The organism is Nonomuraea cavernae, from assembly GCF_040655715.1.
Classification (GTDB): domain Bacteria; phylum Actinomycetota; class Actinomycetes; order Streptosporangiales; family Streptosporangiaceae; genus Nonomuraea; species Nonomuraea cavernae_A.
This window is the reverse complement of record NZ_JBFAKL010000019.1, coordinates 58,647-70,294: the sequence shown is the minus strand read 5'-3', so window position 1 is coordinate 70,294 and position 11,648 is coordinate 58,647. Positions and strand designations below refer to the sequence as shown.

The following is an 11,648-nucleotide window of genomic DNA, read 5'->3' as shown; positions in this document are numbered from 1 at the left end:
GTCACCACGTCACGGGACTACGACGTCACGCCGGTTACGACGTCACGGTCACCACGTCACGGGACTACGAGGTCACGCCGGTTACGACGTCACGGTCACCACGTCACGGGACTACGAGGTCACGCCGGTTAGGGCGTCGCCGATCTTGGCGTGCCGGGTGCCATGGCGTTCGCGACAGCGGTGACCAGGCAGAACCCGACCGGCCCGGCGGCGTCGTGGAACGTGCACTGCCCGGTGGCGATGCCGTCGGCGCTGAGATGGCCGGTCGACTCGACGCCGATCAGCTCGCCCTCGGGCAGCCGGCCCAGGGTGAGCGTGTAGTCGGCGTTGATGAACGGGAGGCCGCCGGCGCCACCGTTGCTGAGCGGGCTGGCGAAGTCGGCCGCCAGCGCCACCCGGGTGAACGGCGTGATCTCCTCGTCGTCCACCAGCGGGTGGCGCTCACGCAGCCAGACCCGATGCGGCCCCGGCTGGGCCCACTCGGTCCGCCACCACATGTCGAACGGCGGCGTCCACCCGCCGGCCTCCAACGGCGGCTCCTCGGGCGGGAGCTCGTCCCACGCGGGAGTGACGAGCCGCTCGCCCTCGGGCTGCTCGCCCTTCCTGAGCAGTACGGCGCTGACCCGGCCGATCACCCCCTGGTCGGTGCGGATCACGGCGTCCGCCACCCGGATCCGGCGGCCGTCCCTGACCAGCTCCGTCTCGACGGTCACCGGCAGCAGCGGGCTGTTGCGAAACAGGTCGACGGTGAGCCTGGCGAAGCTCAGACCAGGCGCGCCGTACTCCTGCTCGATGGCGCGGGCGGCGAGCCCGCCGAGCAGGCGGCCGTGGAGCATGTCGGGGGACCAGGGACTGCGGGCGTGCGGCTCGGGCACGAACTCGCCCTGCTTACGCGTGAAGAACGCTGACGTCACAGAATCAGATTCTAGTTCTATCGGCGAATCTCTTGGTCATGTCCCGCGTCCCGCGTTCCATCAGCGCGGCGACATGGGGCGCGAGCCGGTCCGCCCCGCCCACGTCCCGCCCCGCCGCCCACACCTCGGCGGCGGGCGCCTCCATCAGGCCCTCCTCACGGATCGTGGCCACGGTCAGCCCGCCGAGACGCAGAACGGATGACCCTCCGGGTCGGTGAGCACCAGCCACGCGCCGTCACCCGGCTGCCAGTCCGGCACCGCGGCGCCCAGGCCGACGAGCTCCTTGCGGGCAGTATCGAGGTCGTCGACCCGCAGGTCGAGGTGGGCGTGCTTGGCCGCTCCCGGCCAGCCAGGGCCCTGGTAGCCGTCCACCCGCTGGAAGCCCAGCTCAACCGGACCGCCGCCGACGGCGGCGAAGTCCGCGTCGGAGTGGGTGACCTGCCCGCCGATGGCCGCGGCGTAGAAGGCGGCGAGCGCGGCGGGGTCGGCGCAATCGAAGATGATCGAGGAAATGTTCGTCATGCCTCCAGCCTGCCCCGGCCCCGGCGACCGGTCTTGAACATCCTTGCGCGCCCCTCGCGGCGGGTTTCTGTCGTACCCGTGGCGTAGTTTGCGGCAGATGCGTTCAGCTGTACGTCTCGGCGCCGGGCAGGGGTTCGTCATTGACGCGGTGACCTGTGCCGACGACCATCGCGGGTGGTCGGCGGCCGAAACGAGCTCCGGCTACCGCGTGGTGCTGGTGCGCCAGGGCAGGTTCCGGCGGATGGCCGACGGCCGTCCCGCCATGGTGGACCCGACGATGGCCTATCTCGGGGTGCCCGGTGAGGAGGAGCACTTCGCCCATCCGGCCGGCGGTGACGTGTGCACGTCGCTCTGCCTCTCGGCCGAGCTGTGGCGGCTGCTCGCCGGAGCCGAGACCGGCCCGGTCCGCTCGACCCTCTACGTGGATGCCCGGCTGGACCTGACGCACCGCCGTCTCCTGACCGCGGCGCGCGGCGGCGACGGCGCCTTCGAGCTGACCGAGGCCCTGCTGTCCCTGCTCTCCGCGACACTCGCCCAGGCCACTCCCGCCACGGGCTCTCGCCACGCCTCGTCATCCGGCTCGACCACGGCGATCGTCGACGCGGCTCGCGAATCCGTCGTGGCCGGCGCCCCGGCCGCCGCCGGGCTGCTGCCGCTGGCTGAGTCGCTGGCCGTCTCGCCCTACCAGCTGAGCAGGGCGTTCACCCGCGAACTGGGGGTCTCGCTGACCCACTACCGCAACCGGGTGCGCGTCGGGCAGGCGCTCGACCGGCTGGAGAACGGGGAGCCGAGCCTGGCACTGCTGGCCGCCGACCTGGGCTTCGCCGACCAGGCCCACCTGACCCGGACGATCCGCCGCCACGTCGGGCACACCCCTTCGGCGCTGCGCCGCCTGCTGACCGCGCGAGATCCGGGGCGCGACGTCCCTGCCCCCGTCACCGCCGCGGGGGGCCCGGCTGGGGCCGTCGTCCGGTCCGGTCCGGCGTCCGCGTAAGATCCGCTGCGTGCGCGATTCAGATGAGGACCCCAGACCGGCCAGGGGCGCGGTGCGCGAGATCCACTCGATCGACGGGGCCACCCGGCTGTCCTACTCCCCCGACCTCGACGGCCTCGCCGACCCCGGTGAGATCGTCTGGGCCTGGGTGCCTTACGAGGAGGACCCCGAGCGCGGCAAGGACCGCCCGCTGCTGATCGTCGGCCGCACGAGCCGCCGGCTGGTCGCCATGATGCTGTCCAGCCGGGGCGACGACGGCCCCGACTGGCTGGAGGTGGGCGCCTGGGGCCGCGACGGCAAGGTGTCCCACCTGCGCCTCGACCGCGTCTTCGTGCTCGACGAGGACGACATCCGCCGCGAGGGCGCCGTCCTCGACGGCGACCGGTTCGCCCGCGTGGCGGCCCGGCTGATGACGATGTACGGCTGGAGCGCCGGCCGCTAGCTCCGGCTCCACTCCGGGGTCTCGCCCGGTGCGTGACACCGGAAGCCGGGGGCGCCTTCCAGCGCCTTCTCCTCACCTCCCGGCGTGTAGGTGACGATCAGCCGGAGCGGGCGCCAGGCCGTGTTGTACGTCGAGTGGTCGACGCCCATCGGAATGTGCACCGTGTCGCCCTCGCGGATCGGGAACGGCTCGCCGTCGCCGACGGTCTGCTCGGCCTCTCCGGAGACGACGTACAGGATCTCCTCCGCGTCCGGATGGTTGTGCCGGGCGTGGCCCTGGCCGGGGTTGACGACGACCTCGCCGAATGTGCTGCCCGCGCCCGGGATCAGCGACGGGGTGACGAACCACTTGATCGAGCCCCAGTCGAGCGACATCGTCGACACGGAGCCGGGATTGACCAGCATCTAGATCTCCAGGCTGTTGAAGGCCGACACCTGCTCGGTGCCGGCGCGTTCGGCGGGGGGCCGCTCGATCGGCGGGGTCCCGCGGAAACCAGCGGCGCCCTTGATGTCCGGCGGGCGGCCGAGTGCGACTGTCATGTTCCGACGTTAACCGGCCGGAGCGCGATCGGCCGGTCACACAGGGTTATCGCAAAGGACCGCCGCCGGTCGGCCGGCGCGGGCTGTGACCGACCGGCCGGACCGGCACGAGCCCGCCTGGCCGCCCCGAGTGGCCCGCGCGACGTATGATCGTCACCTCCCCACGATGATCGAGTGGGGAGGCGCGCGTTGCGTCGGTCAGTGGCGCTGGTCATGATCCTGCTGGCGGCCGGTTGCGGCGCGCAGTCCCCTCCGGCGCCACCGCCGTCGGCGTCCGAGACCTCTTCGCGGCCTCCCTCGGCGCTCCGCCCTCCGGGTCCTGTCCGGCCGACGGCTCAGCGCCGCCCGGCCCGCGAGCCCTCGCGGGCGGCCGAGGCCAAGCCGGTGAAGGTGCCCTACACCGCCTCGGGCCGCTACTCGGTGGTGCGCGGCAGGGCCCCGGCCCGGCCCGGGCCGGGCGAGGTGGTGCGCTACCTGGTCGAGGTGGAGGGCGGCCTGCCATTCGACGGTGACGCCTTCGCGGCCGCGGTGCACCGCACGCTCAACGACCCGCGCGGCTGGGCGCGGTTCCAGCGCGTCGACGACGGCCCGGTGCGGGTCCGCGTGGCGCTGTCCAGCCCGGCCATGACGGACCGCCATTGCCTGCCGCTGCGCACCGGCGGCGACCTGTCGTGCTGGAACGGCACCCGTTCGATCATCAACGCGCGGCGCTGGGCCACCGGCGTCCCGCAGTACGAGGGTGACCTGGCCGCCTACCGTGACTACGTGATCAGCCACGAGGTGGGGCACAGCCTCGGCCACGACCACACCGGCTGCCCCGGGCTCGGGCGGCCGGCCCCGGTGATGGTGCAGCAGTCGAAGTCGCTCGGCGGCTGCCGCCCCAACCCGTGGCCGTACCCCTCACGGCCGAAGGACCAGCGCCCGGGACATGACCGCTGAATGGCGGACCAAACCAGCTGATCAAAACCTATCGCGATATATCGTAGAAATCGGGAACACGGGGAACGGCCCAACCGGTTGAGCACAACAGAACCGATATTCAGGGGAGTGTGAGCGATGGCAGGAATGCGGACGGCACGGCGGATCCTCCTGGGAGGAGCGGCCCTCACGGCGGCGGGGCTGGCCCTTCGCGACGTCCCGGCCGAGCTGGGCGTGCGGCCGCTGACGTCGGGGCCGGACCGGGCTGCCAGGATGCGGCGCTCGCCGCAGTTCAGGGACGGCACGTTCGTCAACACCATGGCGGAACCGACCGTGGTGACCCCACCGCCCCCCGGCCTCGTGCGCGAGCTGGCCAGGAACCGCGAGCAGCGCCGCCCGGCCGGGCCCGTCCCGGTGCGCGTCCCGCCGACCGGTGAGCCTTCGCCCACCGGCGTCCGCGCGATCTGGTACGGCCACGCGTCCACGCTGGTGGAGATCGAGGGGCGGCGGGTGCTGTTCGATCCGGTGTGGAGCAGGCGCCCCTCCCCTTCGCAGCTGGTCGGCCCCAAGCGGCACCATCCGCTGCCGGTGCCGCTCGCCGAGCTGCCGCAGGTCGACGCGATCGCGATCTCGCACGACCACTACGACCATCTCGACCGGGCCACGGTGCGCTCGCTGATCGCGACGCAGAAGGCGCCGTTCCTGGTGCCGCTGGGCATCGGCGCGCACCTGGAACGCTGGGGCGTGCCCGCCTACCGGATCATCGAGCTCGACTGGGAGGAGCAGGCCGAGGTCGCGGGGCTGCGCTTCGTCGCGACGGCCGCCCGCCACTTCTCCGGCCGCTCACTCACCCGCAACGACACTCTGTGGGGGTCGTGGGTGGTCGCCGGGCCGTCCAGGCGAGTGTTCTACGCGGGCGACTCGGGCTACTTCGAGGGCTACCGGGGCATCGGCGCCGCGCACGGGCCGTTCGACCTGACCCTGATGCCCATCGGCGCCTACAGCCCCGCCTGGCCGGACATCCACATGGACCCCGAGGAGGCGGTCAACGCCCATCTCGACCTCGGCGGCCGGCTGCTGCTGCCGGTGCACTGGGCGACGTTCACGCTCGCGCTGCACCCGTGGGCGGAGCCGGTGGAGCGGCTGTGGCGCGAGGCCAAGGCCCGCGACGTCCCGATCGTGGTGCCCCGGCCCGGCGAGGCCGTGGACACCGAGGCCGCCCCGGCGGTCGACGGCTGGTGGGAGACGCTGGGCTGACGACCCGGCGATCGACGGCTCGGAGGGAGACACAGGGCTGACGCCTCGGCGATCAACGGCTCGGCGGGAGACACGGGGCTGACGACCCGCCCGCCGCGCCGCCGTACAGTCAGGGGGTGAGCAACCTGGAACAGGACCCCCGCGAGATCCGGTGCCACGCGGACGCGGCGACCGCGAGCGAGTCACTGGCCGGGCGCGACGTGCCGCTGGGCGGGCCGCGCGCGATGCGGGTGAGCCGCACGCTGCCCGGCGTGCGGCGCCGCATGATCGGCGCGTGGTGTTTCGTCGACGCCTACGGCCCCGAGGTCGCGGCGATGCGGGTGCCGCCACACCCGCACACCGGGCTGCAGACCGTGAGCTGGCTGGTGGCGGGCGAGGTACTGCACCGTGACAGCCTGGGGAGCACCCAGCGGATCCGGCCGGGGCAGCTCAACCTGATGACGGCCGGGCGCGGCATCTCCCACTCGGAGGAGTCGGACGAGGCGGTGCTGCACGGGGTGCAGCTGTGGGTGGCACTGCCCGGCGAGCACCGGCACGTCGCGCCCGCGTTCGAGCACCATCCGGCGCTGCCCGCGCTCACCGGTCCCGGCTTCGACGCGACCGTGATCATGGGGTCGTTCGGCGGGGTGACCTCACCCGCGGCCGCCTACAGTCCCCTCGCGGGCGCCGAGATCATCGTCGCCGGTGACGCCGAGCTGCCTCTCGACCCCACGTTCGAGCATGGCGTCCTGCTGCTCGACGGCACGGTGGAGCCGCTGGAGCCCGGCCCGCTGCGCTACCTGCCGCCCGGCCGGGCGAGCCTGCGCGTGCGCGGTGACGGCCGGATCCTGCTGATCGGCGGGGAGCCGTTCGGCGAGGAGATCGTGATGTGGTGGAACTTCGTCGGGCGCACCCACGACGAGATCGCCGGCTTCCGCAAGGAGTGGATGGAGAGTGACGGGTTCGGCACGGTGACCGGGTTCGACGGCGGGCCGCTCCCCGCGCCCGTGATGCCGGGCACCCGGCTGCGGCCGAGGGGCCGGGTCCGCTAGCCATTCGTCCCGCGCTCCTCCTCGTGACGCCGCATCGCGGCACCACCGCCACAGCCTCCCGCCGCATCAGCGAACTCGCCACCGTCGGCCGCCGCCCAGTCCACTCAGCGCTAGAATACGTTCCGTAGTCGATCGCCTACGGTCTAGAATCATCCGTATGGCCTCCTCCGTCGCACAGCTGGAGATTCGCGTGGCGCGCCTCGAGCGCCGTGCGGACAACCAGCGAGAAGACATCAACGTCATAACGTCCGATCTATCCAAGATCCTGGACACGCAAGACCAGATCCTCAAAACCCAGGACCTCCATTCGAAGTCACTGGAGCACCATTCGCAGGTCCTGGACAACCACACCCGGATCCTGGACGACCACACGAAGACCATGAACAAGCACACACGCATGTTCGAGACGCTGTTCGAGCACTTCGGCATCGCCCTCCCCGTTGAGGACAACGTCAGCAACTGACCGCAATCCCCCCAGGGCTCCAGGAAGCTTCCTGGAGCCCGTTTCGCCGTGTTCCGGGCTTCTCGCTGGCGGTCGTGCGGCATCAAACTGATCAGGTCACAAACTCGCCGCGCTCTGGGCAGGAGACCAGGAAGCGGGTAAAGCTTGATCGTCCACAAGCCGACATGCGGAGGCATCAATGCTGCGACGCTTGCTGGGCGGCGAGATTCACCGTGCCGCCCCACAAACACACGCCGCCCGCATCCAAGGAGGGCGGCTCCTTAGCGAAGCCCGCGAGGAACTCAACCGAGCGGACGTGAAGGCGCAGGTATTACTTGGCGTCGCTGGGATCGGCCTGGGTGCCGTCGCAGCCGGTTTGCTGGCCGGGACGTGGTCGCCGCTCACCCTCCACAATGCAGTGGAGTGGCTTTGGTGGGTGGGGGTGGGCGCAACACTGGCCTCCGTCGGAGCCCTTGCCGGCGCGGTCTATCCCCGGCTGGGGCGTCCACAGCGCGATGGCTCACTGTCGTTCTTTGGTGATGTCCTGAGATACAGCACCTCAGAGGAGATCGCCACAGCGCTTGTGCGGTCCCACGAACCGGATCTGGTGAAGATCTCTGAGCAGCTTCTTCGTATCAGTGTGATCGTCGGGCGCAAGTACCGGTTCATCCGATGGGGCTGCTGGCTTTTACTGGGAGGGGTAGTCCTGGCACTCACCGCACTGATCAGCGACTGGCTGTTGCGAACTTAATACCATAAAACGAGGCCATAAAGCCCGCATTTCGCGCCAGGCCAATAGGGCTTTGTTGCTCTAAGTGGCAGGAATTATGCGAAACCCTCGCAAAACATCGCACAGCGAATACGCGGGTTGTCAGAAGCGTCCGCTCGACATAGTGATGAGGACGTGCGTATGGAAGCGCAGGGCTTAGGCGTGCTGATACCGGGCGACGCATGGCAGGCACTGCTGGCGGCGGGTGTTCCCCGGACCTTCCTCGATGGGGAGGTGGTGTTGCGTCAAGGAGACCAGGGCGGCCATGTGCTTGCCCTGACTAACGGTCGGGTGAAAGTCACCCTCGTCGACATCGACGGACGGGAGATGGTCCTCGCCATACGTGGAGCGGGGGAGATCCTTGGGGAGATCTCCGTCATTGATGGCGGCCGGCGGTCCGCAACGGTCACTGCCTGGGGGCGATGCATCGCATACCAACTCCCGGCAGCCCGTTTCCTGCGAATCGTCGACGAGTTCAGGATACGAGACACCCTCCTTCGCCTGATCCTGGCGCGGTACCGGGAGGGTGAGGCCATCCGCGCCGAACTCATCGGACTTCCCGCCTTACAGAGAGTCGGCCGCGTCCTCCTCTGGTTCGCAGGCATGACCGCCAATCATCGCAATGGCGAATCCGGTCTGGACCTCAGATTGTCACAGGAGGAACTGGCCAGCGCCGTCGGTCTCTCCCGTGCAGCGGTCGCGGCAGCGCTGTCCTCTCTGCGGAAGCAAGGGGTGATCACCACGTCGCGGCGACTGATCACCGTCAGGGACCTGCCCAAACTGCGAGCGGTCGGCCATGCCCCGAATGCAGACACCTGATTCATCACTCTGTCGACTTCTGGACAGTGCATACCGCCAACGGCGGTCATCGTTCTGTTCACGGAGAAAGAGAGGGACCACATGAACGATCACGCTGCCGGTGGCCAACGTCGGAGCAGGCCACTTCCGCCATATCGCGGAATCTTCGCGGTGGACACCGTCAAGTTCAGCGGGAACCCGAGCGCCCAGCTACCTGGCCTCAGCGCAAGGATCCCTCAAGTGCTCGGTAAAGCATTCGACCGATGCGGGCTGGCGGAGATCTGGACAGAGAAGCGATTCCCCCAGGCGGCGGGCGACGGATACGTCTTCGGGGTCCGGCCCGAGCACGTTCCCTTCCTTGTACATCCACTTCTCGACGAACTGCAGCAGGTGCTCCAGGAAGAGGATGCGCGCCTTCGAAGCATCGACCGGAAGCTACGGATGCGTCTCCGGGCAAGCATTCACCTGGGGCCGGTGCCCGACTCCGGCGATGCCGGGCGGGACCGGATCGGGACGCCGACGAACTACACGTTCAGGCTCCTCGATTCCCAGCCGATCAAGAATGCCATGGGCCGTACCGAGCCGGACGTGACTCTGCTGGCGGCGATCGTGTCCCAACGACTCTTCGACGACGTGGTCGCGGCTGGATACACCGCCACCCATCCCAGTCAGTTTGCGGAGGTTATGGCCGAGGTGCCGGGTAAGGACTTCAAACACCCGGCGTGGCTGTACATTCCGCGGAACTCCTTGTGGGGTGATCCCCCTCCTGGGGCTCGGGTGGAGGCGGCTCCGCCTGGGTCCCCTGGAGCGGGAACGGTGATCCACGGAGACAACATCGGCGGATCGTCGCACAGAGCCAGCGGTCACGGCACGGTGAATGTCGTCGGAGGCAACCAGTATGGCTGAGCCAGAAGAGGCTGGTGACAGCACGTCTCCCCCGAAACCAGACATCGCTCCCAAGACCGCGTCCGAGCTGAGATCGAGCAGTGCACCAGAGCTCGGCCGCTCCATCAACGAACTCGTCACCGAAGACGAAGCACAGACCAGAGCATCCGCAGACAACCTCGACGCGCTCTACGCCGATACGACCATCGGCCGCGACAGGGTGGGCGGTGACTCGCACCGCGCGAGTCACGGCGGGACTGTCAATGTCATAGGGGGCAATCAGTACCTCCACGCGCCTCCCTCGGAGAGGGCATTGCGGCCGGTCCCACTGACGGCCGACAAGGCCAACGAGCTGGAGTCCTACGTGGTTGAAACGACATCGCTGAAGGAACTCCGCGGCAGGATCCGGACTGAAGCGGTTCTTCTTCTGCGGGGAGATCCACATGGCGGCCAGTTCACCACCGCGCTGGCGGCACTGCTGAGGCATACCGGCGACGCGGAGCGAGTCTTCTGGTATGTCGCCGGATCTGATCCTTTGGACATGCGCCCTGCTGAGCAGGTCGGTGGCGCCGCGTACGTCGTGGATGCGCGACACGTCGAAGGAAGCGTCCCTCCCGACCAGATCGTGGGCCATATCCGCATCTGGTCCAAGGGATGCAAGGTCGTGGTTCTGGCGCCTCCGGCGTGGCTCGCTTACGGTCTTTCGATCGAGCACGACCTTCCCGCTGCGGAAGGGGTGTTCGCCGCGCGCATGTGTCACCAACTGCGTCTCCTGGGTGCGCCGCACCCCGAGGAACACGTCGCCAAAGCCTGTGCGAACGAACACGTGCAGGAAGAGCTTCGGGCAGACCGGCACCCCAGCAGAGCGGCGTTATTGGCCTGCAAGCTTGCCGAAGCCATCGCCGCAGGCAAGTCGCTCAACGAAGCGCTGTCCGACCGGCCCCAGTTGCTCCGCGAGGAAGTACGGAAATCTCTGACGGAGACGGAACCCCGCCGCGCCCGGTGCTTTCTTATCTCCTCCGCCGTGCTGCACGGGTCGCCAGCGGTGGTCGTCGTACGACAGGCCGTACGACTGGCCACGCACATCGAGCAGGAGTTGGCCCGCCAGATCCAGACAGAACAGCCGAGGGAGACGCATGTTTGGGAGGAGTTCAGTGCCTGGACGCGGAAGGCGAAAGTAGACGCTGAGCCCGGTCGCAACGGCCATGGACGCGTGATCAGATTGATGCGACGAGGATACGCGGGAATCACGTTGCGGGTTGTCTGGGAAGAGCAACCCACCATCCACGAGCCACTGCTCACGTGGTTGCAGGAGCTCACCGAGCACAAGAATGACTGGCTGATCCGAATGAAGGCTGCTCAGGCCATCGGAGTCCTCGCGACCTACGACTTCGAGGTCATCGACGAGCACTTCTTTCAGAAATGGAGCAAGAGCAGACAGTTCCAACACCACGAGCTCGCGGCCTGGGCACTGGATGCCGCGGCGCAGGACCCGGACATGACCCCGCACGTGCACCGGCGCCTGCAGCAGTGGGCCAGAGGAACCTGGGCCTGCCGCTCCATCGTCACTCGCGCATATGGCTCCGAGATCGGCGTGCGCTGGATCGATGAAGCACTCGTGGCCATGAAGAAAGTCGCCGGAGCCCCCGATCCCCGGCTCCAGGAAGCCGTCGCGCGATCGATCTCTCGCATCTACCGGCCCGGCAACGCGCTGAAAATCGTCTCTACGTTGGAGCAGTGGGCCGACGACCGGGACGATCCCTCCCGCCGACATACCGCCGCGCTTACGTTCCTGTGGCTTGTGGCCTCCAGCGGTGGACACCACCGAATCCGCGATCTTGCGGCTCATCCCGAGGCGCACCCTTCTCTCATAGCCCTGTGGCTACACGCGCTCGCCTCGGGCGTCACCAGCGCCAACCGGCCTGCCGCCACGCCCGAGGCGTGGAAGTCGCTGGCCGACTGGGTCACGGTCTGGGACAGGCACCCCGAGGTACGACCGATCGTGCACCAGATCGTCGCCACAGCCGACCCGGCGCTCGTCCCTGCGCTCTTCTTTCACCTGAGGTACTGGCGGCGTCTCAACTTGATCTCCTCTGAACTCGAAGCTCACCTCACAAGCTTCCTCGAAAGGAACTGA

Annotated in this window: 15 protein-coding genes; 10 read left to right on the top strand and 5 right to left on the bottom strand. The window is 68.9% G+C overall.

The features are described 5' to 3' along the window. Nucleotides 1-128: 128 nt before the first annotated feature. Genes AB0I38_RS25950 through AB0I38_RS25940 form a run of 3 tightly spaced genes read right to left on the bottom strand, consistent with a single transcriptional unit; the run spans nt 129 to nt 1,436 of the window. Entirely contained in the window at nt 129-914 is a 786-nt protein-coding gene (locus AB0I38_RS25950; protein WP_358472341.1) for an acyl-CoA thioesterase domain-containing protein, read from the bottom strand. A 4-nt stretch (nt 915-918) separates the two neighbouring features. After that, nucleotides 919-1,059, bottom strand: coding sequence for a hypothetical protein (locus tag AB0I38_RS25945; RefSeq protein ID WP_358472339.1), 141 nt, complete (start codon nt 1,057-1,059; stop codon nt 919-921). Nucleotides 1,060-1,088: 29 nt separating this feature from the next. Beyond that, nucleotides 1,089-1,436, bottom strand: a complete 348-nt coding sequence (locus tag AB0I38_RS25940; protein ID WP_358472337.1) for a VOC family protein — start codon at nt 1,434-1,436, stop codon at nt 1,089-1,091. Between the two features lie 97 nt (nt 1,437-1,533). Here AB0I38_RS25940 and AB0I38_RS25935 point away from each other — a divergent pair, with 97 nt between their 5' ends. Next, complete coding sequence (locus AB0I38_RS25935; protein ID WP_358472336.1) at nt 1,534-2,430, top strand: helix-turn-helix domain-containing protein; 897 nt, start codon at nt 1,534-1,536, stop codon at nt 2,428-2,430. 10 nt (nt 2,431-2,440) lie between these two features. Next, nucleotides 2,441-2,872 (top strand): type II toxin-antitoxin system PemK/MazF family toxin, encoded by a 432-nt coding sequence (locus tag AB0I38_RS25930; protein WP_358472334.1) that lies wholly within the window; start codon nt 2,441-2,443, stop codon nt 2,870-2,872. On the opposite strand, the gene AB0I38_RS25925 is transcribed toward AB0I38_RS25930, so the two are convergent. Next, entirely contained in the window at nt 2,869-3,276 is a 408-nt protein-coding gene (locus AB0I38_RS25925; RefSeq protein ID WP_358472332.1) for a cupin domain-containing protein, read from the bottom strand. The two genes, AB0I38_RS25930 and AB0I38_RS25925, sit on opposite strands and share 4 nt — an antisense overlap. Continuing rightward, nucleotides 3,277-3,411, bottom strand: a complete 135-nt coding sequence (locus AB0I38_RS25920; protein WP_358472330.1) for a hypothetical protein — start codon at nt 3,409-3,411, stop codon at nt 3,277-3,279. Nucleotides 3,412-3,600: 189 nt separating this feature from the next. On the opposite strand from AB0I38_RS25920, the gene AB0I38_RS25915 reads away from it, so the two are divergent. The 8 genes from AB0I38_RS25915 (at nt 3,601) to AB0I38_RS25880 (ending at nt 11,648) form a co-directional block, all read left to right on the top strand. Beyond that, the gene (locus tag AB0I38_RS25915; RefSeq protein ID WP_358472328.1) at nt 3,601-4,350 is read left to right on the top strand and encodes a DUF3152 domain-containing protein; all 750 of its coding nucleotides are present in this window, start codon (nt 3,601-3,603) and stop codon (nt 4,348-4,350) included. Between the two features lie 117 nt (nt 4,351-4,467). Continuing rightward, nucleotides 4,468-5,586: an MBL fold metallo-hydrolase gene (locus tag AB0I38_RS25910; RefSeq protein ID WP_358472327.1), complete on the top strand. Its 1,119-nt coding sequence runs from the start codon at nt 4,468-4,470 to the stop codon at nt 5,584-5,586. Nucleotides 5,587-5,702: 116 nt separating this feature from the next. Beyond that, nucleotides 5,703-6,617: a pirin family protein gene (locus AB0I38_RS25905; protein ID WP_358472326.1), complete on the top strand. Its 915-nt coding sequence runs from the start codon at nt 5,703-5,705 to the stop codon at nt 6,615-6,617. Nucleotides 6,618-6,774: 157 nt separating this feature from the next. Beyond that, nucleotides 6,775-7,080 (top strand): hypothetical protein, encoded by a 306-nt coding sequence (locus AB0I38_RS25900; protein ID WP_358472325.1) that lies wholly within the window; start codon nt 6,775-6,777, stop codon nt 7,078-7,080. A gap of 178 nt (nt 7,081-7,258) precedes the next feature. Then, nucleotides 7,259-7,810: a Pycsar system effector family protein gene (locus tag AB0I38_RS25895; RefSeq protein ID WP_358472323.1), complete on the top strand. Its 552-nt coding sequence runs from the start codon at nt 7,259-7,261 to the stop codon at nt 7,808-7,810. A gap of 159 nt (nt 7,811-7,969) precedes the next feature. Then, nucleotides 7,970-8,647: a Crp/Fnr family transcriptional regulator gene (locus AB0I38_RS25890; RefSeq protein ID WP_358472321.1), complete on the top strand. Its 678-nt coding sequence runs from the start codon at nt 7,970-7,972 to the stop codon at nt 8,645-8,647. A gap of 150 nt (nt 8,648-8,797) precedes the next feature. Next, entirely contained in the window at nt 8,798-9,532 is a 735-nt protein-coding gene (locus AB0I38_RS25885; RefSeq protein ID WP_358472319.1) for a hypothetical protein, read from the top strand. Further along, nucleotides 9,525-11,648 carry a hypothetical protein gene (locus AB0I38_RS25880; protein WP_358472317.1) on the top strand — a complete coding sequence of 708 codons (2,124 nt, stop codon included), beginning with the start codon at nt 9,525-9,527 and terminating at the stop codon, nt 11,646-11,648. Before AB0I38_RS25885 ends, AB0I38_RS25880 begins: the two co-directional genes overlap by 8 nt.